Raw genomic sequence first — 21,161 nt, forward strand, 5'->3', positions numbered from 1 at the left:
CGACCAGCCAGGATCATGCCGGGGTGCGCCTCCCGGCGCGGCGGAGCGAGAGCCAGGGGTAGAGGGTGGGCACGATGATCAGGGTCAGCAGGGTGGACGTCACCAGCCCGCCCACGACCACCGTCGCGAGCGGCCGTTGCACCTCGGCGCCGACCCCGGTGTTCAGCATCATCGGGATGAAGCCGAGCGCTGCGACGAGCGCCGTCATCAGCACGGGCCTCGCCCGCGACCGCGCCGCCAGCAGCGCGGCTTCGGCGGGTGGGTGGCCCTCTTGCTCGTTGGCGATCACCCGCGACAGGAGCACCACGCCGTTCAGCACGGCTACCCCGCTCAGGGCGATGAACCCCACGGCCGCGGACATGGAGACCGGCATGCCTCGGGCCGAGAGCGCGATCATGCCGCCCACGCAGGCGAACGGTACGTTGGTGAAGATGATCAGCGTGGGCCGCACCTTCCTGAATGCCGCATAGAGAGCGCCGAGGATCAGGGCGACCACGGCGGGCAGCACCACCGTGAGCCGGTCCGTCGCTTCACGCAGCGTCTCGTACTGGCCTCCCCATACCAGCCGGTAGCCCCTGGGTGGCTCGCCCAGCTTCGTCACGGCCGCCTGCGCTCGCGTCATCAGCTCGCCGAGGTCGGCGCCGCGCACGTTGAACCCGATCACCAGACGCCGCTCACCGTTCTGGTGGTTCACGAGGCTCGGGGAGGCCAGCGTCTCCACCGTCGCCACCCGATCGAGCGGTGCCACGCCGCCCGTGAACGTGGGCAGCGCGACGCGACCCACCTCGAAGGCGCTCGGTGCCCCCGCGAGGCGCAGGACGATGGGCACGCGGATCGGCCCGTCCCAGGTCTCTCCGACGGGTACGCCCTGGCGCAGCGCCCGCACGGCGTCGAGGATCTCGCCCACGGCCATGCCGGCCTGCGCCGCCTCCAGCGGCCGAGGACGCACTTCCACCAGCGACACGTCAGGAGGAGCCATGATGCGCACGTCTGCGGCGCCCTGGACCTGATCGAGCGCGTCCGCGATCCCCTCCGCAATCTCCCGGAGCACGGCGAGATCCTGCCCGTACACGCTCACCGTCACGTCGGTGACGGCGCCCCCGAGCAGCTCGTTGAAACGCATCTGGATCGGCTGGGTGAACGCCGGATCGGCGCCCGGGGAGGCCAGGTCGATCGCCGCCTGGATCTCGTCGATCAGCGCTTCTCGGGTCAGCCCCGCGCGCCACGCACCCCGCGGCGCCACGGCCACGAACACATCGGCTTGCTCCAGCCCCATCAGGTCGGTGGCCACGGCCGGGCTCCCGACCCTGGACACCACCTGGAGCACCTCCGGCACCCGCCGCACCGCCTCCTCCAGCCGGCCTGCGTCACGCACCGCCGACGCCAGCGAGATGTCTGGCGCGCGCGTCGTCTGGACGACCAGGTCGCCCTCGTCGAGCTGCGGGGACAGCTCGCTGCCTGCCCGCACGAACAGCGCCGCGCCCACGCCGAGCAAGACCACGGCCCCCACGACCACCACCGCCGGCCGCCGCGACGCCACGCTCAGCAGGGGCTCGTAGACCCGGGTGATCAGGCGGACGAGGAGTGGCTCCCGCTTCGGCACGTCCCGCGCCCTCAGCACGAGGCTGGCCGCGGCAGGGACGAACGTGAGCGACAGGATCAGCGCCGTCACCAGCGCGAAGACCACCGTCAGCGCCATCGGCCGGAACATCTTCCCATCCACACCCGTCAGCGTCAGCACCGGCACGTACACCAGCAGGATGATCAGCACCGAGTAGAACACCGGCGAGGCCACCTCGCCGCAGACCCGGCTCATCCACCCCTTGCGCGCGTCGCCCGCCGCGGCGTCGGCGTTCCCTTGCCGTGCGGCGTGTTCCTGCTGTGCGTGGAAGATGTGCTCGACCATCACCACCGCGCCATCGACCACCAGCCCGAAGTCGATCGCGCCGAGGCTCATCAGGTTGCCCGCGATCCCCGTCGAGACCATGCCCGCCGCGGCGCCGATCATGGACAGCGGGATCACCGACGCCACGAGGAGCCCGGCCCGCAAGCTCCCCAGCATCGCGAACAGCACGGCGACCACGAGGAGTCCGCCCTCCAGTAGCGTCCTGCCAACCGTGCGCAGGGTGCTCTTCACGAGGACGCTGCGGTCGTAGACGACGTGGAACGCCACGTCTTCCGGCAGCGCCGTGCGGACCTCCGGCAGGCGCGCGTGGATCCGGTCCATCACCTCCAGGGCGTTGTCTCCCCGGAGCATCTGCGCCATCACGTAGACCACCTCGCCACGCCCATCCGCGGTGGCGGCGCCGAGCCGGGGCAGGGCGCCGACGCGCACGTCGGCCACGTCGGCCACCCGCACCGGCACCACGTCGGCCGGCCTCCCTCCCTGCCCTCCTTCGCCGACACCCGCCGTGTGGGCCACGATCGCTTGCGCGAGCTCGGAGGGGTTCTGTGGACGCGCCACCGCCCGCAGCAATGCTTGGCCCGATCCTGCTGGGAGGCTCGCCCCGGCCGCGCTGCCCGTCGCGCGTTCCAGCGCTGCACGCAGCGCATCCAGGGGGATCCCTCGCTGCGCGAGGCGCGCCGGATCGGCGACCACCTCCAGCGTGCGTCGCTCGCCCCCCCAGGTGTTCACCTCGACAACGCCAGGAACCGAGCGCAGCAAGGGCGCCACCCGGAGCGCAACGATCTCGTACAGCTCTGCCGCCGTGCGCGAGGGTGAGCTGAGCGTGAAATGGAAGACCTCGCCCAGGCCGCCGGTGACCGGGCCCAGCTCCGGGGTGCTCACACCAGGCGGCAGCTCCTCGGCCACCGAGGCCAGACGCTCGGACACCATCTGCCGCGCGAGGTACGGATCGACCTCGTCCTCGAACACCGCGGTGACCGACGAGATCCCGTAGCGCGAGATGCTCCGGTGCTCCACGAGCCCCGGGAGCCCGCCCATGGACAGCTCCACGGGCCGCGTCACCTGACGCTCCACCTCTTCCGGCGTCAGGCCTGGCGCGTTCGTCATCACGACGACCTGGTTGCTCGTGATGTCCGGTAGCGCGTCGAGCTTCAGGCGCAGCGCCATGAGCAACCCGAGACCCGCGAGCGCCACCGTGATCGCCAGCACGAGCCCACGAAAGGCGATGGCTCCGCGCACCAGCCGCTCGATCAAGGCACGCCCTCCCCGTCCTGCGCGAGGGCCCGCGCAGCCTCTGCAGCCACCTCGTCGCCCTCCGTCAGCTCTCCCTGGATCAAAGCGTCGGCGCCCGCCGTCGTCAGCACGGTGACGGGCAGCGGCTGGCCCGTCTTGCGCGCCACCACGATCGCGTGCCCGTCCTGGAGCGCCAGCGCCGCGGCGGGCACCACCACCGCGCCACTCTCCGAGGCCACCCGCACGCGCACCTTGCCGAGCGCCCCGTGCGGCGCGTTCAGCGCGACGTCTGCTTCCAGCCAGATCTTGAGCGTCCCGTCCCGCGCGTCGACGGCCGGTGCCTGCGCCACCTTCTTCAGCGGGACCGGCGATGCCGCCCCGATCACCAGGTCGTAGCGCGCGCCCTCGGGCGGCCTCGTCGCGACCCGCGCTTCCACCCGCGCCGCGCCAGCGCCCACCACCCGCGCGAGGGGCTCGCCGGAAGGGTCTCGCATCTCTCCGAGGGTGGCGCGCAGCTCGGTCACCACCCCGGACACCGGGCTGCGCAGCGTCACCTTCCCTCCCGACGCCAGCACCTGCCCTGCCGACCCCGGCCCCATGCCCGCGCTCCGCAAGGTCGCCGCCGCGATCTGCTGGCTGGCCTCCGCGTCGGCGATCTGTGCTTCCACCTCGCCGATCTCCGACAGCTTCGCCAGCCCGTCCGCGCGCAGCCCATCGAGCTGCGCCTTCCGGCGCCGGTAGGCTGCAAGCCGCGTCCCTGCCGCTGCATACGCGCCCGACGCGCCGATCAGCTCCGGCATCAGCACGTCGATCACAGGCGCCCCTTGCGCGATCTCCTGCCCCGGCTGCACGTGGATGCGCATCACCCGCGCGGCGAACGGCGCCGACACCGCACCTGCTGCCTCGGGGGGAGCCAGCACCACGGCGGGGGCTTCGAGCAGCGCTTGCTCTCCAGCGGCCCGCGCCTTCACCCATGGCGTCGGCGCACTCGCCCGTGAGAGCCCTTCACCCCCTGCGGCCGGAGCCGCGGCCTCGGCGCCCTTCCCCTCGGCCGCAGGGGTCGCCGTCGCCGTGCCTTGCCCGCACCCGGCGATCACCAGCCCGCACCCCGCAAGCGCCAGAAGGAGCCCGCTCACGCCCACGCGCTGTCCCCTCCAGCGACCCCGGTCGCGCCTCATCCAGTTCCTGCCCCTGCTCATCGTGCAGCTCCCGGCGCGCCACGCCGCTGCGCGGCCTCCGCGCTCTCTTCCAGCGCCGCCACCAACAGCCACGCCTTCACCCGCGCCCACGACGCCTGCGCCTGCGCCCGGATCAGCCGACCGCGTGTCGCCAGCGCCTGTCGCTTCACCAGGAGCAGCTCGGGCAGCGTCGCGTTCTCCGCCCGGTACAGCTTGTCCCTCGCCGCCACGCCATCCTCCACGGCGGGCAGCAGGTCGTCCCGGATGGCAGCGAGCACATCCCCGGTGTGCTCCACCTCGTGCAGCGCCATCCGCATCTCCGCCCGCGCGTCCAGCACCGCTCGCGCCGCCTCCCCCTCGGCCGTGGCGACCCGCGCCGCGACGGCGCTCCGTTCCCGTTCGCCGCGATCGAACGCCGGCAGGGTCACCCCCGCCAGCCCGAAAAGCACCAGCCCCCCTGGCTGATCCCGCTGCACCTGCACCCCCAGGGAGAGCTGTGTCCCGCGGGCGGCGCGCGCCTCCACCAGCCGCGCCTTCTCCGCCCGCGCTTCGAGCGCGCGCGCCTCCACCGTGTGGAGCCTCCCGGCGCGCTGGATCAACCCCACCCAGCTCCCGGGCGCCGGCAGTGTCGGCGCTGGAAGGTCCCCCGCGGCCAGGAGCCCTTCGCCGCCTCCCGCCGCCATCTCGCGCCCGAGCAGCAGCCCCCGCTCCACCACCTCCCCCTCTGCTGCGATCACCGAGAGCCGCGCTTCGGCCAGGTACGCGCGCGCGTCGGCGACGTCCGCCCGCGTCGACGCCTCGGCGGCCGCGGCACGCTCCACGAGCTTCAGTAGCTCTCCCGCCGTGGTCACCTCACGGCGCCCGACCTCCAGGAGCGCCTGCGCCCCCCACAGGTCGATCCACGCTCGCGCCGCCGAGAGCCGCTGGGACAGCGCCTTTGCCCGCGCCTGCGCTTCGAGCGCCCGTCCCTCCGCCCGCGCCGCGTCTCGCCGCGCCCCGGAAAGTCCCGCCAGATTCCACGACTGCATCAAGCTCGCTTGCAGCTCGAACCCACGGTTTTCCCAGGGCGCCACGCGCATCCCGGGCTGCAGCAAGATCTGAGGGTTCGCGTCCAGCGACGAGATGGAGCCTGCCAGCGCACGCTGCGCTCCCACTGCCCGCTGCGCCCCTTGCACGTCCGGCGCTTCCGCGGCGAAGCCGATCGCCTGGTCGAACGACACCGGCTGCGTCGAGGGGACCGCACCCGCGAGCGCGACCGCGACCCAGGTGAGAGGAGCGGCGATCCAGGGAGCCATGGGGGCACCCTAGTGAGCTGCCCCGTGAGGTTCTTGAGACCTCATGAAGAGAATTCTCAACGACGGAGATGCCCGTCCCGCACAGTCCAGCCAGCCAGCCCCTTGTGGACCCCACGAACGAGCCCCGCGAGGGCGAGAGGGCGTCGAGACCACCCGAGGATGCCGTTCGACGTCACCGGCTCGCCGTCCGGCACGACCTCGCCGTCCTCGGTCCGCACAGCCGGGCCGAGATGCGCTAAGAAGCGCCCCTTCAACATCATGAGCACCGACGAGAATCCGAGCGCCGCCCCGCAATCCCTTCCCGTCCAGGAGCCCGCCAAGGTGCTTCTTCTGGAAGGCATCCACAAGAGCGCCCTCAAGCGCTTCACCGACGAAGGTTTCCAGGTGGAAACCCGCAGCGGCGGGCTCGGCGAGGACGACCTCATCAAGGCCCTCGCCGGCGTCCACCTGCTCGGCATCCGCAGCAAGACCCGCGTCACCGCCCGCGTCCTCGAGAACGCGCCGAGCCTCCGCGCCGTCGGCTGCTTCTGCATCGGCACGAACCAGGTCGATCTCGTCGCCGCCAACCACAGCGGCGTCCCCGTCTTCAACGCCCCCTTCAGCAACACCCGCAGCGTCGCCGAGCTGATGATCGCCGAGATCATCCTCCTCGCCCGCCAGATCGGCGACCGCTCGCGCGAGGTCCACTGCGGCATGTGGAAGAAGACCGCGACCCACTGCCACGAGGTCCGCGGCAAGACCCTGGGCGTCGTGGGGTATGGCCACATCGGGCAGCAGCTCGGCGTCATCGCCGAGGCCCTGGGAATGCGCGTCCTCTACTACGACATCATGGCCAAGCTCCCCATGGGCAACAACCGCGCCCTCCCCACCCTGAACGGGCTCCTGGAGCAGGCCGACTTCGTCTCACTGCACGTCCCCGAGACCCCCGAGACGCGCAACCTGATCAACGCCGACGCCATCGCCCACATGAAGAAGGGCGCCTGCCTCCTCAACGCCAGCCGAGGCACCGTGGTCGACATCCACGCCCTCGCCGAGGCACTGAAATCCGAACACGTCGGCGGCGCCGCCATCGACGTCTACCCCGAGGAGCCCGAGGCCAACGGCGCCGCGTTCGAGACCGAGCTGCAGAACCTGCCCAACGTCATCCTCACCCCGCACATCGGCGGCTCCACCGAGGAAGCGCAGGAAGCCATCGGCCACGAGGTCTCCCACAGCCTGGCGCACTTCGAGACCAGTGGCGCCACCACCGGCGCCGTCAACTTCCCGCGCGTCGACCTGCCCCCGCGCCGCGGTACGCACCGCCTGCTCAACGTGCACCGCAACGTCCCCGGCGTGCTCCGCGACGTGAACCAGATCGTCTCGGACCTCGACGCCAACATCAACAGCCAGGTCCTCGCGACCGACAACAACATCGGCTACCTGATCATCGACATGGAGAAGAACGTCTCCATGGAGGTCAGCCGCCGCATCGCCGCGCTGAAGACCAACATCCGCACCCGGGTGCTCTACTAGCCCCCGAGCCCCCGCAGCTTGCCCCGCCTCGCCCCCCACGGTACCGAGGCGGCATGGCGGCCCTCCCCGAAGCCTTTCTCTCCGCGATCCAGGCGGATTTCCCTCCCGACTTCCTCTCCCTCGACCCCGGGGATCTCGCCACCTACGGACGCGACTGGACCAAGGTCCACGCCCCTCACCCGGGCGCCATCGCCCTCCCCCGCACCACCGACGAGGTCTCGCGCCTCCTGCGCCTGTGCAGCGCGCATGGCGTCCCCGTCGTCCCCTCGGGCGGGCGCACGGGCCTCGCTGGCGGCGCCGTCGCAGCCCATGGCGAGCTGGTCGTCTCCCTCGACCGCATGCGCCACCTCGGCCCCGTGGACCTCCTCGGCGGCACCGTCCGCGTCCAGGCCGGCGCCGTCACGGAGGCCGTCCACCAGCACTGCGCCACGCACGGCCTCACCTGGCCCGTCGACTTCGCCTCCAAGGGCTCCAGCCAGGTCGGCGGCAACATCGCCACGAACGCCGGCGGCGTGAAGGTCATCCGCTACGGCCTCACCCGCCAGTGGGTCCTCGGCCTCCAGGTCGTCCTCGCCAGCGGCGAGGTCCTCGAACTCGGTGGCGCCCTCGAGAAGAACAACACCGGCCTCGACCTCCGCCAGCTCTTCATCGGCAGCGAAGGCACCCTCGGCATCATCACCGAGGCCACGCTCAAGCTCACCCGCCTCCCCGGCCACCTCGACGTCCTCCTCTTCGCCGTCCCTGACCTCGCCGGCGTCCTCTCCCTCTTCCGTGAAGCCCGCATGGGCGGGGCCATCGCCCCGGGTGCCGGCCTCGAACCGGGCCGCGGGCCGTTCACCATCACCGCCTACGAGTTCTTCACCGAGCGCTGCCTCGATCGCGTGAGGCGCCACCGCAACGTCCGCAACCCCCTCTCCGCGCCCTCGGACTACTATGTCCTCCTCGAGGTCGAGAACGCCCACCGCGACGCCCTCGAAGCGTGGGTCGCCTCCCTCTTCGAGCGCGAGCTGGTCACCGACGGCACCCTCGCCCAGCACTCCTCGCAGGCCGCCGAGCTATGGACCTTGCGCGAAGGCATCAGCGAGAGCCTCTCGGCCACTGGCCTCCCCCACAAGAACGACGTCGCTCTCCCCATCGCCGAGCTCTCCGGCTTCTGCGCCGCCCTCGACGACCTCTTCGCGCGCCGCTACCCCGGCTGGGAGATCTGCCTCTTCGGCCACATCGGCGATGGCAACCTCCACATCAACGTGATGAAGCCCGACGACCTGACCCGCGAGCAGTTCCTCCAGCGCACCCACGAGGCCGATCACGACATCTTCGCGCTGGTGAAGGCCCACCACGGCAGCATCTCCGCCGAGCACGGCATCGGCCTGCTCAAGAAGGACTACCTCACTTACACCCGAGGCCCCGGCGAGCTGACGCTCATGCGCACCCTCAAGCGCGCACTCGACCCGCAGAACCTCCTCAACCCTGGCAAGATCCTCGATCCCTGAGCGGCGCCGTCAGCGCGACCTCCCGCACCGCGGCGCCCCCCTCGCACGAGCGTCTTCCTCTCAGGGCTTCTTCGCAGGAGCGACCGCCTGCAAGTAGTCCTTCACCGACCGCTCCATCCCCACCTCCAGCGCGTGCACCGTCAGGTGGTGTCCGATCGACACCTCCAGGATCTCGGGCGCCTCCTGCACCAGCGGTCCCAGGTTCTCCACCGTCAGATCGTGCCCCGCGTTCACCCCCACACCGACCGCTTGCGCTGCCTTCACCGTCGCCACGATCCGGTCCAGCTCGACGCGGTAGTCCCCCGCGTCGAACGCCTGCGCGTACGGCCCCGTGTAGATCTCCACCCGGTCTGCGCCGATGGCCGCGGCCTGAGGCATCACCTTCGGATCGGCCTCCACGAACAGGCTCGAACGCACCCCGATCTCCTTCAGCTTCCGCAGCACGGGCTCCAGCAGGAAACCCCAGCGCCCCACGTCCCATCCGCGGTGTGACGTGATCTCTCCGGGCGTCACCGGCACCAGCGTGCACTGCGTCGGCCTGCAGGTCATCACGAGGTCGAGGAACTCTTCCCGCAGATCGCCCTCGAAGTTCGTCTCCACCGTCGTGATCTGCGCCGCCACCGCCCGCGCATCGTCGGGCGTGATGTGGCGCTGATCGGCGCGCGGATGCACGGTGATGCCGTGCGCACCCCACCCCACGATGCGCCGAGCGAAATCGAGCACATCGGGGGCGTTGCCTCCCCGGGAGTTGCGGATGAGGGCGAGCTTGTTGACGTTGACGCTGAGCTTCATCGGGACCGCTCGCCGCTCTACACCCGCGGAGGGCGCCCCGCCACTCTGGCGTCAGGGGACGCGCGTCACCCGGTTCAGCGCCGGCGGCGACACCGGCGAGTGCGACGCGAAGTATGCCTCCACGGCGTCGATGTCGAGCACGCCGCCGACCCGATCCGTACCCAGCGTCAGCACGGTCAAGCCATCTCCCCCGCTCCCGTTGTAGCTGTTCACGACCACCCGGTAGGGCTGCGCCGGGACGATCGGCACCCCGTCGAGCTGCATCGACGCCGCGTTCACGTGAGTGCCTTCCGGCGCGCCGATGCTGTACGTGTACGAGAACCCCTGCGACGGGTGCAGGATGTTGAGCGCGAGCGAGCCATTCTCGTGGATGAACTGCTGCTCGAGCAGGTCCTTGAGCTGCGCGCCCGTGAGCGTCACCACCACCAGGTTGTTTCCGAACGGCTGCACCAAGAACAGCTCGCCGAAGGTCACGATCCCGTTCGTCTGTTCCCCCGGAGCCGCAGCGAACGACAGGTTCGCTCGCACGCCGCCCGGGTTCATGAAGGCCACCTGGGCGCCACCGGCCATGGGATCCTGCGTCACCGCCAGCATCGCGTCGGCGACCACGAACCCCATCGTCGTCTGACCGGCCGAGTCGGCATTCCTCGTCAGGTTGGCGGTGATCATTCCCACCTGCCGGCTGGCAACGGGCGTGACCAGCTCCTGGTAGCCGCTCACGAAGTCGTCGAGGACCACGTCGGCCTGATCACGGGTGACGATGACGTTCTCCGCGTGCGCGGCGATCACATCGCCGGTGGCGCGGTCGATGGTCAGATCGATGTCGGTGATCAGGCGCCCGAAGGAGGCAGCGCTGGTCACGATCTTCCCGCCGATGATGCAGTTGTAGGCGTGATGCGTGTGACCGGAGACGATGACGTCCACCGCCGGAGACATCGCCTCGGCGATCTGCACGATGGGGCCGGAGATGCCAGGGCAGTTGTTGAACGAACCGGTGGGCTGACCGCCCTCGTGGAGGAGAACCACGATCGTCTCGACGCCCTGGGCTTGCAGTACGGGCACCAGTGCATTCACCGTCGCGGCCTCGTTCGTGAAGGTGAGCCCCTCGATGCCGAGCGGCGAGACGATGCTCGGGGTGTCCTCGAGGGTCATCCCGATGAAGGCCACCTTGACCCCCTCGAAGTCGCGGATGGCATACGGCGGGAACAAGGTCTCGCTCATGGGCACGTCGGTGAAGACGTTCGCCGAGAGGAACTGGAAGGTCGCGCCTGCGAAGGGCGTCCCGTCGGCGCAGCCATGGACGGGATGGCAGCCCCCCGCCTGCATGCGCATGAGCTCCAGGGCGCCCTTGTCGAACTCGTGGTTGCCGACACCGTTGAAATCCAGGCCGACCAGGTTCATCGCCTCGATCGTCGGCTCGTCATGGAAGAGTGCCGAGAGGAGTGGCGAACCGCCGATCAGATCGCCAGCGGACACCACCACGGTGTTCGGGTTCTGGGCCCGGAGCGCGTCGAGGTGCGTCGCGAGGAAGGCCACGCCGCCCGCGTTGACGTTGGTCCCGTCGGGTCGGGTGATCCTGCCGTTGCTGCCCGCGGGGGGTTCCATGTGACCGTGCAGATCGTTGAACGCGAGGATCTGGACCTGGACGCTTCCACCGGCGCCGCCCTGCCCCCCCTGTCCACCGTCTCCGCCGATCCCACCGCTGCCGCCGACGCCGCCGTGTCCCCCTTGACCCCCTTCGCCGCCCTGGTTGACCCCTCCGAGCCCACCTTGCCCATGCCCCCCGTCACCGCTCGCGCTGGTCGTGGTGCTCGTCGTGGTGCTCGTCGTCGCCGCGGCCCCGTCGTCGTCTCCGCCGCATCCAGGCTGTGCAAGCAGCGCAGCAGCCAGGAAAACGCCCAGGGAAGAGAGACCGAGGCAACGAGAACGGAGAGAGAAAGCGGGGCGAGGAGGCGTCAGGGTCATGGGTCGACTCTCTGCTGACCACAGGCAGGAGGCATGCCGCTGCTCATCACCCCGCCGTGGACCGTGGGGCACCATCGAGGAAAGCCCCTTCGGCGTCAAACGGTCAGCACGAGCTTCCCGACCGTCGTCCCCGACTCGATGGCGCGGTGCGCGTCAGCAACCTGCGCCAGCGGGTAGGTCTTCAAAGGCGGCGTCGTGAGCTTTCCTTCTTCGACCCAGCCGAGGAGCTGATCCATCGCCTCTTTCAGGAGATCGGCGCGCGGGAACAGGTACGACAGGTTGAAGGCGAGCACGCTCTTGTTGTCGTTGCACAGGTCGAGAGGACTGAAACGGGGCGTGCGCACGAAATCGACCGCGAGCTTCACGTAGTCGGGTCGACCCCCGCGGCGCGGCATCATGGTGTGGAAGCCGTAGACGATCAGCCTGCCGCCCGGCCCGAGGTGCTTGTAGCTGTGCCGGAGCGTCTCGGCGCCGTTCGCGTCGAGGACGATGTCGTAGCCATCCGGCGCGTGGCGTGCGGCCGTCTCCCAGAGCGGCTCGCTGCGCTTGTCGATCACCACGTCGGCGCCGAGCTGCCGTGCCGCTTCCACCTTGTGGCTGGCGCCGACGACACCGACCACGAAGCAACCCGCGAGGCGGGCGATCTGGATGAGCGCGCTCCCCACACCCCCCGCAGCGGAGTGGATGAGGATCTTCATCCCCGGCCGAAGGCGGACCAGCTCGTGGAGCGCGTACCACGCGGTGAGGTGGACGGCGGGGAAGGCGGCTGCCTCCTCGACCTTGAGGCGAGAAGGCCGCGCGAAGACCTGGTGCCGGGGAACGACGACCTGGCTCGCGTACCCCCCGAAGCGCGTGACGGCGAGGACGCGGGCGCCCGCCTTGAGATCCTTCACGCCCTCGCCCACCGCGGCGACCGTGCCAGCGACCTCGAAGCCCGGGGTGATGGGCCAGCCGACGTACTTCTTCGCCGACTCGTAGAGACCCATGCGGACGACGCAGTCTGCGTAGTTCACGCCCGCAGCTTCGACGGCGATCTGGACCTCGCCAGGACCAGGCGTCGGATCGGGGTGCTCTTCGAGACGGAGGACGTCGTAGCTGCCAGCGCTGGGGATGACGATCTTGCGCACGGCGTCTCTCTTACTCCATCCCGTGGCGCTTGGGCGGCTCGTCGTGTCGTTGCCTCTCGACCGTCTCCATCACCACGTCGAGCGAGTCGCCCACCACGCGGTTCACCAGGCGGATGACATCGTGGGTGCTGGAGACGACGAGATCATGCACCTCGTGGATGCCCTTCACGGGCACGGCGATGGCCGGGATCTGCTCCAGCACCGCGAAGGGGCGGCGAGCCAGCTCTTTCTGCACGCGCTCCACCCGCCGCGACCCGTGCTCGACGGCATCTTGCACCAGGGACTTCAGCCCCCTCCACCGTTCCATCCTGCCTCCCTCTCGCACCACGCGCGGATCTGCGCGTACACCTCGAGATCACGGGTCAACCGCAGGTGCCCCATGCCCGGCATGACGCGCACGTGCTCTTGCGGCAGCGGCTGACAGCGATCCGCCGTCCGGGCCCGCCCCGTCGCGCTGGGGACCGGCACCAGGGCGTCGCCGAACAGGAGCTGCATGCGCGGGTCGTCCGAGAGCGTCCCGGCGACGAGGTGATGGCGCATGTGCGGCAAAAGTGGCACCGGATGTCGTCCGTTGGTCAGCAGTGCGTCGGGGTCGGCGCCTTCCCAGTCTTCCTGGCGCAGGTAGCCGTAGCGCAGGTCCTTCACCCCGCTGCTGCGCAGGTTCACGAGATCTCCGAGCAAGACCGAGACTGGATCGGGGACCTTGCGAAGCGCCCAGGCGAGCGCGTTTCCTGCTCGTTCGAGCGGGGCGCCGAGATGAGGCGATCCGAGGTAGATGGCGCGGCGCGCGAGGGGCAACCAGCGGCTCCCGCCGCGCACGCTGGCAGCGTGGGTGGCACTCCGGAGGACGAGCCCGCCCATGCTGTGTCCGAGGAGGGTCAGCTCGTCGAGCGGCGCCGGATAGGCAGCGACGAGCTGCTCCAGCAGCGAATCGAGCGCCTCACCGTTCTCGGAGATGTGCCGGCCGGTGTTGTAACGGAGGGTGAAGGGCGTGTAGCCGAGGTCCCTCGCGAGGAAGGAGCCGTAGCTCTCGCCACCGGGCATGTCCCAGCAAGCCTCCGTATCCGTCAGGCCATGGACGAGCACGACGACCCGTGACGTGGGTGCGGGGACGATCGCCTCGAGCTGGAGGAGTTCGAGCGGCAGGGGCGAGCCACCGCGAATGATCTGCATGGGGATCGCGAGCCCGTTGCCGGTTCGCGCCAGGTGGTCCCCCACGACCCCGTTGAGCACCCCGAGCAACCGATCGACGACTTGGGTCCTCGTCATGCTTCGAGCATGGTGTCATGAAACGACGTAACCTCCGACCAGCGCGAGCACCCGTGAGAACGCTTGCTTCCCAGGGAGGAGCCGCGCAGGCTGCCCGGCGGAGGTCTGCGGTCCATGCATCGCGTCCGGTTCGAGCGTCATGAAGGGAGCGGCTTCCCGCTCCGCGTGGTCTTCCCCGATGGCTCCTGGCTGGGCGTGAACCGCGACCACCAGGGACTCCACAGCGGAGACGCTCACGGGCGCATCACCCAGATCCTCGAAGCCGGAAGATTCAAAGCCGCGAACCCGCGACAGTTCGCGAGGGCGTACAGACGCGTGTTCGGACAGTCGATCCGGGCTCACGCGACGACGGCCACCGTCCCGAGAGAGAGCAGCGTGCCCCTGGATTACGTCGACAGGGGCTCCGCAGGCGGCCATGGCGCGACCCCAGCGCCACCTCGGCTCCCTGCGAACGCTGTGGAGAAGACGCTCCCCAGCGCGTCACGCCACGCCGATCCGCGCGTGCGAGAGCCCAGCCCATCGCGCCACTCCGATCCGCACGTGCGGGAACCCAGCCCATCGCGCCATTCCGAGTCAGGCGCATCAGGCACCCGCGGGCTGCGTCCCTCCGAGCCGCTCTTGCAGGATCCCTTCGCCGAGCGGCCCCTCGCGTCACCGCCACGGACAGGCGGGATCCGCGCGCTCTTCTACCCCGATCCAGCGCGCACGGGCTCGCTCGGGCTGCTGATCGTCCGTGTCGCCGCAGGCCTCGTGCTGATGCCGCACGGCATTTACAAGGCGCTCGACGCCGCACAGAGCCTCGCTCGCGGGCTCGCCGCCAAGGGCCTCCCTGCGCCGCTCACGCTCGCATGGTGCGCGACGCTGGCCGAGCTGGTGGGAGGAGCGCTGGTGGCCCTCGGCCTGCTCACCCGGCCCGCAGCGGTGACGGCGTGCATCACCATGGTGGTCGCCTGGTCGACTTCTCACCTCGGGGATGCGCGGTTCATCGGCCTGGGGAAGGGCGCGGCGTTCGAGTACCCCCTGCTCTTGTCGCTGCTGTTCCTCGCAATCGCCATCAGTGGCCCAGGGCGGTATTCGCTGGATGCGATGCTCTTCGACCTCAGACCTCACCGAAATCGACGCTGAACGCCTTCACGCACGACGCGCGGTCCAGGTCGGTGCCGTGGCGGAGGGGCGTCAGCCTCGAGGTCGAGGTGGCAAGCTGTCGAGCCACATGCGCGCAGCCCCCTCGGTAGCGAAGATCCGGGCGGGGATGCTCTCGGCCTCACCGCGGTACAGGCGCGCCACGGTGGTGGCCATGGTCACCACGGCCCGCTGGACGGTGTTCCCACCGAAAATGCCGACGGCCCGTAGGTAGTGGTGCCGAGGCCGACGAACGGCGCCCTTCCGCGTGGTCATCGGGAGCTTGTCCAGGCGCGCGATGTCGACCAGGCAGAGCACGGGACCTGCCGTGACCGCGAGCTGCTCGCAGAGGGAACAGAGGTGCTCCAGTTCTTCGATCTGGAGATCGCCGTTGTTGCGGAGAAACAAAAAATTGGGACGCTCGACGCGGAAGACGTGAACCCCCAGAGATTGCCAGGCGCAGTCGATCCCTTCGCGCGCGACGTCGCCCCGATGAACCTCGCCCAGGTTGTCCACACCCACCTCCTAGGACGCTCCACGATCTCGTCGCGCGGGTAGACGAGATGCCAGCGCTGCTCCACATCCTAGACGGCTCCGCGGCGAAGGGAACAGCTCGCTGAGAGCAAATGCCGCTTCTTTGCCCTCGTCACGCAGCGCGCCGTACGCTCTTCGCGCACGATTCACTGCACGATGCGCACACCGACCGGCGGCTGGTCCGGTGTGCGCGGGAGCCCAGTCACTCATGAAAACAACGAGCCTGACGGCCAAGGTGGCCGCCCTGCTCTCGGCCGCGGTGTGCCTGCCGAGCTGCGCCGAGATGGGCGCCGTTCAAGAAGAGATCCTCAGCGAGCGCGGTGGGTTCACCGAGTCCGAGGTGCGATTGGCCAGCATCGACGAGGTGGATTATTGCGCCGCGGAGGTGCTGCGGCTCCGCTACGACGCAGCCTTCGACCTGCTGCGGGTGGCCGATGCCCGGGCGATGTTGAACTGCTGCGGGCGCCGCACCTTGAAGGCCGAGCGCCTCGGCGGCCCCATCGGAGGCTCCGTGGAGATCACGCTCCGCGACGAACCCGAGCCGGGAGTGGGTCGCTGCGAGACCGAGTGCGCGTTCGACGCGGCCGTCGGCGTGCTGGCTGCACCGAGCAGCCCGGTCTCGGTCCGCGTGGTGCGCGACGTCGTCGACGCGCCCGGAGGCCCGCGTGTGGTGTGGCAGGGCGAGATCGATCCCGCCGCTACCCCGCAAGCCGTGGTGGTGGACAACCGACGCGCTGCGGCAACGTGCGGCGCAACCTCGCCCTGAGGTTCTGGCGCGTGCACATCGCCTCCTCGTCCCCCCTCCTCCACGTCGTTTCGACGAGGCGCAGCCCTCTCGGCAGCCGTGGGGCGCTCGCGCTCGCCCTCGGGCTCGGCGTCTGGCTCGCGCCCTCAGGCGCGGAGGCCGACGTGCTGCCTCCCCTCCGACCGGAGTGCCCTGAAGGCTCCGTGGCTCGGCAAGACCACACGGGCACCCACTGCGAACCCACCACCTGCGATCCCGATCAGGGGTGCACGAAAGGCCAGAGCTGCCGCCGGGTCGCCCTCTGCATCGAGACGGAGCGCTACCATCCTCTGAAGGCCGGCGCCGGGGAGCAGCTCCGCCAGATCGCCCGCGGCCCCTGCGAGGCCGATGGGAGCTGCGCACGCCCCGCCACCTGCGAGACGACCCCTCGGTGCGTCCCTGGAGCCGAGACCACCGGGTGGCGCTCCCGGCTCGGCTGCGCGGCCGCGCCAGGGATGCCGGGTGGGCATGGCGTCGTGCTCCTGGGCGGCCTCGTGGCAGCCCTCGCCGTCGTGTTCAGGGGACGCGCCTCTGTTCAGGGAACAAGCTCGCCGCGTCGACCTCGATGACGCGCGCGACAAGCCAGGTGACGCGGTCGGCGAGGTATGTACCCTTCCGCCCATGACGATAGTTGAGCCGGGGGACCCTCACTGGCGTCCTCCTCGGTCGGGCCACGCAGCGCGGCTGCGTGCAGAGAGGCATTGCGAAGGTCACGACGGCTTAAGGGGGGCTCATGGACACGGTTGAACTCGACGCGCTCCGCGCGGAGAACCAGGAACTGCGCACGCGGGTCGCGGAACTCGAGCGCGAGTTCGTCGACGCGCGCAAGGCCCAGGAGGAGCACACCCACCTCGCGGCCACCCTGGAAGGCATCCTGCACGCCGTGCCGGATCTGTTCTTCCAGCTGCGCTCCGACGGGACGATCGTGCGCAGCATCTCGCGGTACGCCACCGACTTCTACGTGCCCCCCGAGGAGTTCCTCGGCAAGCGCATGCAAGAGGTCCTCCCCGAGCCTCTGAACGGCGCCATCACCGAGGTCCTCCACGACGTCGGCACCTCACGAGAGATGCGGAAGCTCGAGTACGCGCTCCCGAGGAAAGACGGCAGCGACGCCTGGTACGAGGCGCGGCTCATCCCGCTCGAACAGGAGGACGTCATCGTCGTGGTCCGGGACATGACCGCGCACCGGCACGACAAGGAAGAGCTGCGCCTGCTCAACGCCGAGCTCGAAGAGCGCGTGCGGGAGCGCACCGAGGAGCTGAAGGCGGAGACCGAGCACCGCCTCGCCCTCAAGCGGCAGATCATCGAGTCGCAACAGGCCGCCCTGCGCGCCATCTCCACCCCGCTCGTCCCCATCGCGCGGAACGTGGTCGCCGTGCCACTCATCGGCGAGATCGGCCCCGAGCGGTCGGCGCAGCTCCTGGAGACGATCCTCACCGGCATCCAGGCCCGTGGCGCTGCCATCGTCCTGCTCGACGTCACCGGCGTCCCCAGCATCGACGAGAGCGCTGCCGAAGCGATGGCGCGGGTGGCCCGGGCCGTGTCCCTGCTCGGCGCGGAGCTGATCCTCACGGGCATCGGCCCTCAAGTGGCGCAGGCCCTGGTGTCGGTCGGCGTCGATCTCAGCGGCATCCGCACCACCCGGAGCCTGGAGCAAGGCATCGCCCAGGCGATTTCGCGCGACCGGACGAGACTCTCCCCTCCACGCGCCTGAGCGCCACCGCGGCCCGCAACGCCTGGGCGACGCCCCCGAGAGGGCGACGTCGCCTACCAGCGCAGCGCCGTCGGCAACGTCCTCACCAGCTTGCTCCCGTCCCCGAGCTGACCGGAAGCGTTCGACCCCCAGCACCGCACCTCTCCCTCACCCGTGAGCAGGCAAGCGTGCCCCTCACCCGCCGCGATGCGGGCAGCGCCACCTTCCTCGACCACCTCGATCCCGTCACCTCGACGGCAGCTCACCGCGCCCTCGGTCCCGCGCGCGCAGCTCCCCGCGATCTCCGCCACGCTGCTCCCTCCGGGCAGCGGCTTCGGGACGGGACCGAACTCCTGCTCCGCCAGCCGCCCCCAGCACCTCACGCGCGCATCACGCAGAAGCGCACAGGTCGACGTCGTCCCGGCGTCGACGCGAGCGACGCCCGCGAGCTTCTTCACCGCGACCGGCTTCGCCTGAGACTCCACGGAGCCATCCCCGAGCTGCCCTGCCGCGTTGTCGCCCCAGCAGGACACCTTGCCGTCGCTGCCGAGCGCGCAAGCGTGCGCCCGCCCCACCGTGACCGCGACGATGTCCGACAGCCCGCTCACCGGCATGGCCGTGCGGCTCTGCGCAACGGGTGCCGCCGGAGGCACCGCGTTCTGCCCTGGAAGCCCACCCCAGCAGATCACCGACCCGCCCGTCAGCACCGCGCACGTGGCCGTCGACCCCGCCCCCAGGGCGATGGCATCCACCACCCCCTTCACCTGGACCGGCTCGTAGCGATCCTCCGCCGTTCCGTCACCGAGCTGCCCGTTTTCGTTGCTCCCCCAGCAGCGCACGGTGCCGTCCTTCGACCGTGCGCAGGCGTGCTGCTGACCGAGCGACAGCTCCTCCACCCCCGTGAGACCCCGCACCAGCGTCGGCAGCGTGCGCGTGGGCATGTTCAACGTCGGCGCCCCCCAACCGAGCTGCCCATGATCGTTCCGGCCCCAGCACCACACCGATCCCTCCACGAGCCGCGCACAGGTGTGGTGCCCTCCGGCCGCGATCAGATCCACCAGATGGTTCTCGGGTGGAGGCGGCGTGAGCTGGTCGGCGAGCCGCTGCCCGGGCGGCGCTCCCGACGCCATTGCGGAGGGCGAAGGCACCGTCCCTGGAGCTACCGCGCCATCACCACCCCCGCACGCGGCCGTCACCAGCACGAGACCCCCGACCCACGGCCACCGAGCGTTTGCCATCCACCTCACCGACGCTGATTGAGCCCGAACCACGCCGCGTTGCAAGGAGGAAGATTCCAGCCGAGTTGCGGCGCATTTTCCGCTCGTTCGAATCCGCAGAGCCATTGATGTCTTCCGTTCTGCACGATAGCGTCGCCGTCCATGACTGCTGCCGCCGCGTTGCGCAGGAGTGTGATCAAGCCGCCGTCCCTCGCCCGTCCCCGCAAGGTCGAGAAGGTCCCGTTCGTCGAGCTGTACGCAGGTCGACTGCAGGGCGTCGTCTCCAGCGGCTCGGACATCGAGCGCGTCTACGTCTCCTTCTTCGACGGGAGCAGCGGCAACTTCAACTGCAGCACCAACAACAACCGCCCCTGTGGCGGCCTGCGCAGCTCACCCTGCAAGCACCTCCAGGCGCTCATGGGGGAGGCCGTGCTCCAGTTCGGTGCCCCCCGCGTCATCGCGTACCTCGGCCTGGGCGCCGATCCCGCGAGCGCGAAGGGCCCTGGAGACCTGCTCCGCTTCATCAAAGGAGGCCCGCAGCGGGAGGAGGCCGGCATGGTCTTCAGCCGCTTCCTCACGTACCTGCACCACGTGAGCCTCCCCTCGACGACCGCGCCCATCCCCGAAATGAACTGGTTCGTCCGATAGCGCCATGCCCCTCGCCGACCTCGCCACCCCGCCGGCCGCCGTCCTCGACACCGAGGCCCTCCTCGACAGCCTCGACCAGTCCTTCTCCGGCGGCTTCGCGCGCCTGCACGGAGAGCACCTCGACGCGCTCGCCTCTCTCGGCCGCGCCTTCACCGGCACCCCGCTCGCCGGCGCGCTCACCGAGGCGCTCGAAGGCATCGGCCGCAGCGAGTTCGTCGACCGCCATTTCCTCGTGCTCGCCGCAGCCCGCGCCGCCCTGCAAGGCGCTCAGCACGACGCCCTCGCCGCGCAGGCGGGCAGCGCGCTCGGTCGCCCCGTCGCCAGGCCCGAAGAGATCCCGGCAGGCACCGCGCAGGCACCGGCGCCCAAGATCGAGGTCTGGCTGGAGAGCGTACGCCACTGGCTGATGGAGCTGGCCCTCGCCGGCTTCACCAACCTCGAAGTGAGCGCGATCCTGCCGTTCCAGGCAACGCTCGAGCAGCTCGAGTCCGAGCCGCACCTCGCCCGCCACGCCGCGCTCCTCGGCGGTTTCCTCAACGAACTGCTCACCGTCTTCCCGGCGCGGGGCACGCCGAACATCCCCCTCGCTCGCTGGGCCGATCTCTGGTCGCGCGCCATGATCCTCGCCGCACGCCCTCCCGAGCCCGCGCGCACCCGCCCGGCGACCGGCGAGCTGCGCGTCTTCGCCGCCGACCTGCGCCAGCACGAGAACTTCGCCACCCTCGTCGCCTTCGGATCGCTCCGGGAAGCGAAGCAACCACCGCGGCTCGTCCGCGCCACGGTGAGCGCCTTCAAGGTCGACGTCATCCAGGGTGAAGAGCTGGCCCCCCTGTTCGCCGACGCCGCCGAATTGCTCCTCGACGGCCTCGCCTCGTCGAAGGCCATCGCCATCTCCGACATGCGCCTCACCGCGACCGGCGACCTCCTCTGGAACTTCAAGGCAGCGAAGCTCGGCAAGGCCTTCGACCCGCTGGCCGAAGCCTCCGACGTGCTGAAGGACGCCCCGGCTGCGCGCCCCAGCCTCGATCCCGCAGACCGTCACCCGGCGCTCCTCGAAGAGCTCGTCTACCTCACCGGCCACCAGGTGACGATCAAGGACAACGCCCTGACGCTCACCCTCGATGGTGCCGCCCTCCCCCTCGATTCAGACCGCCTCCCGGAGACCGACGACCTCTCACTCGACGACGTGAAGGGCTCCGGCGCCGTCGTCGGACTGCTCCGCTTCGATGGCGGGCGCTGGTCACTCCAGCCGCTCCTCGCCGGCGGTGGCAAGAAGAAGCTCCGTTTCATCGGCGCGAGCCTCGGCGGCGGCAGAGGCAAGAAGTCCAAGCTCGGCGCCCTCGCCACCCTCAAAGAGCGCTCCAGCAAGCTGCTCCGCAAGAAGAGCTGACCG

18 protein-coding genes are annotated in these 21,161 nt (G+C 70.3%); 8 read left to right on the forward strand and 10 right to left on the reverse strand.

Features of this window, described 5'->3' with window-relative positions; all coding sequences use genetic code 11:
- Window positions 1-13: 13 nt before the first annotated feature.
- Genes CMC5_RS35790 through CMC5_RS35800 form a run of 3 tightly spaced genes read right to left on the reverse strand, consistent with a single transcriptional unit; the run spans window position 14 to window position 5,612 of the window.
- Window positions 14-3,160: an efflux RND transporter permease subunit gene (locus CMC5_RS35790; RefSeq protein ID WP_050434602.1), complete on the reverse strand. Its 3,147-nt coding sequence runs from the start codon at window positions 3,158-3,160 to the stop codon at window positions 14-16.
- Entirely contained in the window at window positions 3,157-4,275 is a 1,119-nt protein-coding gene (locus CMC5_RS35795; protein ID WP_169796761.1) for an efflux RND transporter periplasmic adaptor subunit, read from the reverse strand. The genes CMC5_RS35790 and CMC5_RS35795 overlap by 4 nt, the downstream gene beginning before the upstream one ends.
- 59 nt (window positions 4,276-4,334) lie before the next feature.
- Window positions 4,335-5,612, reverse strand: a complete 1,278-nt coding sequence (locus CMC5_RS35800) for a TolC family protein (protein WP_050434604.1) — start codon at window positions 5,610-5,612, stop codon at window positions 4,335-4,337.
- 258 nt (window positions 5,613-5,870) lie between these two features.
- Here CMC5_RS35800 and serA point away from each other — a divergent pair, with 258 nt between their 5' ends.
- Window positions 5,871-7,124, forward strand: a complete 1,254-nt coding sequence (serA, locus tag CMC5_RS35805) for a phosphoglycerate dehydrogenase (protein ID WP_050436334.1) — start codon at window positions 5,871-5,873, stop codon at window positions 7,122-7,124.
- Between the two features lie 53 nt (window positions 7,125-7,177).
- On the forward strand, window positions 7,178-8,617 hold the full coding sequence (locus CMC5_RS35810; RefSeq protein WP_050434605.1) for an FAD-binding oxidoreductase: 1,440 nt from the start codon (window positions 7,178-7,180) through the stop codon (window positions 8,615-8,617).
- A gap of 60 nt (window positions 8,618-8,677) precedes the next feature.
- On the opposite strand, the gene CMC5_RS35815 is transcribed toward CMC5_RS35810, so the two are convergent.
- From CMC5_RS35815 to CMC5_RS35835, 5 genes are all read right to left on the reverse strand, one after another.
- Window positions 8,678-9,409 (reverse strand): pyridoxine 5'-phosphate synthase, encoded by a 732-nt coding sequence (locus tag CMC5_RS35815; protein WP_050434606.1) that lies wholly within the window; start codon window positions 9,407-9,409, stop codon window positions 8,678-8,680.
- 51 nt (window positions 9,410-9,460) lie between these two features.
- Window positions 9,461-11,374, reverse strand: coding sequence for a bifunctional metallophosphatase/5'-nucleotidase (locus CMC5_RS35820; RefSeq protein WP_082363102.1), 1,914 nt, complete (start codon window positions 11,372-11,374; stop codon window positions 9,461-9,463).
- A gap of 95 nt (window positions 11,375-11,469) precedes the next feature.
- A complete protein-coding gene (locus CMC5_RS35825) occupies window positions 11,470-12,501 on the reverse strand; it encodes a synaptic vesicle VAT-1 family membrane protein (RefSeq protein ID WP_050434607.1) in 1,032 nt (343 codons plus the stop codon).
- Between the two features lie 10 nt (window positions 12,502-12,511).
- On the reverse strand, window positions 12,512-12,808 hold the full coding sequence (locus CMC5_RS35830) for a hypothetical protein (protein WP_050434608.1): 297 nt from the start codon (window positions 12,806-12,808) through the stop codon (window positions 12,512-12,514).
- Window positions 12,787-13,770, reverse strand: a complete 984-nt coding sequence (locus CMC5_RS35835) for a lipase family alpha/beta hydrolase (protein ID WP_050434609.1) — start codon at window positions 13,768-13,770, stop codon at window positions 12,787-12,789. The genes CMC5_RS35830 and CMC5_RS35835 overlap by 22 nt, the downstream gene beginning before the upstream one ends.
- A 114-nt stretch (window positions 13,771-13,884) precedes the next feature.
- On the opposite strand from CMC5_RS35835, the gene CMC5_RS47090 reads away from it, so the two are divergent.
- Entirely contained in the window at window positions 13,885-14,895 is a 1,011-nt protein-coding gene (locus tag CMC5_RS47090; RefSeq protein ID WP_050434610.1) for a DoxX family protein, read from the forward strand.
- 51 nt (window positions 14,896-14,946) lie between these two features.
- Here the strand turns inward: CMC5_RS47090 and CMC5_RS35845 are convergent, their stop codons facing one another.
- Window positions 14,947-15,408: a hypothetical protein gene (locus CMC5_RS35845; protein ID WP_050434611.1), complete on the reverse strand. Its 462-nt coding sequence runs from the start codon at window positions 15,406-15,408 to the stop codon at window positions 14,947-14,949.
- A 226-nt stretch (window positions 15,409-15,634) separates the two neighbouring features.
- Between CMC5_RS35845 and CMC5_RS35850 the strand changes: the two genes are divergently transcribed.
- From CMC5_RS35850 to CMC5_RS35860, 3 genes are all read left to right on the forward strand, one after another.
- The gene (locus CMC5_RS35850; RefSeq protein WP_050434612.1) at window positions 15,635-16,192 is read left to right on the forward strand and encodes a hypothetical protein; all 558 of its coding nucleotides are present in this window, start codon (window positions 15,635-15,637) and stop codon (window positions 16,190-16,192) included.
- 11 nt (window positions 16,193-16,203) lie between these two features.
- The gene (locus CMC5_RS35855; RefSeq protein WP_156339114.1) at window positions 16,204-16,779 is read left to right on the forward strand and encodes a hypothetical protein; all 576 of its coding nucleotides are present in this window, start codon (window positions 16,204-16,206) and stop codon (window positions 16,777-16,779) included.
- Window positions 16,780-16,943: 164 nt separating this feature from the next.
- Entirely contained in the window at window positions 16,944-17,924 is a 981-nt protein-coding gene (locus CMC5_RS35860; protein WP_050434614.1) for an STAS domain-containing protein, read from the forward strand.
- A 53-nt stretch (window positions 17,925-17,977) separates the two neighbouring features.
- On the opposite strand, the gene CMC5_RS35865 is transcribed toward CMC5_RS35860, so the two are convergent.
- Window positions 17,978-19,141, reverse strand: coding sequence for an RCC1 domain-containing protein (locus CMC5_RS35865; protein WP_169796764.1), 1,164 nt, complete (start codon window positions 19,139-19,141; stop codon window positions 17,978-17,980).
- Window positions 19,142-19,312: 171 nt separating this feature from the next.
- Between CMC5_RS35865 and CMC5_RS35870 the strand changes: the two genes are divergently transcribed.
- The gene (locus tag CMC5_RS35870; RefSeq protein WP_179955546.1) at window positions 19,313-19,768 is read left to right on the forward strand and encodes a hypothetical protein; all 456 of its coding nucleotides are present in this window, start codon (window positions 19,313-19,315) and stop codon (window positions 19,766-19,768) included.
- 4 nt (window positions 19,769-19,772) lie between these two features.
- Window positions 19,773-21,158, forward strand: coding sequence for a hypothetical protein (locus tag CMC5_RS35875; protein ID WP_050434617.1), 1,386 nt, complete (start codon window positions 19,773-19,775; stop codon window positions 21,156-21,158).
- The last annotated feature ends 3 nt before the right edge of the window (window positions 21,159-21,161 follow it).

Origin of the sequence: Chondromyces crocatus (assembly GCF_001189295.1) — a bacterium.
In the GTDB taxonomy this organism is placed as follows: domain Bacteria; phylum Myxococcota_A; class Polyangia; order Polyangiales; family Polyangiaceae; genus Chondromyces; species Chondromyces crocatus.

Excerpts from the sequence above, each read along its gene's own strand:
- CMC5_RS35820 (WP_082363102.1), bottom strand. The coding sequence starts at position 11,374 with ATGACCCTGACGCCTCCTCGCCCCGCTTTCTCTCTCCGTTCTCGTTGC.
- CMC5_RS35830 (WP_050434608.1), bottom strand. The coding sequence starts at position 12,808 with ATGGAACGGTGGAGGGGGCTGAAGTCCCTGGTGCAAGATGCCGTCGAG.
- CMC5_RS35835 (WP_050434609.1), bottom strand. The coding sequence starts at position 13,770 with ATGACGAGGACCCAAGTCGTCGATCGGTTGCTCGGGGTGCTCAACGGG.
- CMC5_RS35850 (WP_050434612.1), top strand. The coding sequence starts at position 15,635 with ATGAAAACAACGAGCCTGACGGCCAAGGTGGCCGCCCTGCTCTCGGCC.
- CMC5_RS35860 (WP_050434614.1), top strand. The coding sequence starts at position 16,944 with ATGGACACGGTTGAACTCGACGCGCTCCGCGCGGAGAACCAGGAACTG.
- serA (WP_050436334.1), top strand. The coding sequence starts at position 5,871 with ATGAGCACCGACGAGAATCCGAGCGCCGCCCCGCAATCCCTTCCCGTC.
- CMC5_RS35875 (WP_050434617.1), top strand. The coding sequence starts at position 19,773 with ATGCCCCTCGCCGACCTCGCCACCCCGCCGGCCGCCGTCCTCGACACC.
- CMC5_RS35815 (WP_050434606.1), bottom strand. The coding sequence starts at position 9,409 with ATGAAGCTCAGCGTCAACGTCAACAAGCTCGCCCTCATCCGCAACTCC.
- CMC5_RS47090 (WP_050434610.1), top strand. The coding sequence starts at position 13,885 with ATGCATCGCGTCCGGTTCGAGCGTCATGAAGGGAGCGGCTTCCCGCTC.
- CMC5_RS35865 (WP_169796764.1), bottom strand. The coding sequence starts at position 19,141 with ATGGCAAACGCTCGGTGGCCGTGGGTCGGGGGTCTCGTGCTGGTGACG.
- CMC5_RS35810 (WP_050434605.1), top strand. The coding sequence starts at position 7,178 with ATGGCGGCCCTCCCCGAAGCCTTTCTCTCCGCGATCCAGGCGGATTTC.
- CMC5_RS35800 (WP_050434604.1), bottom strand. The coding sequence starts at position 5,612 with ATGGCTCCCTGGATCGCCGCTCCTCTCACCTGGGTCGCGGTCGCGCTC.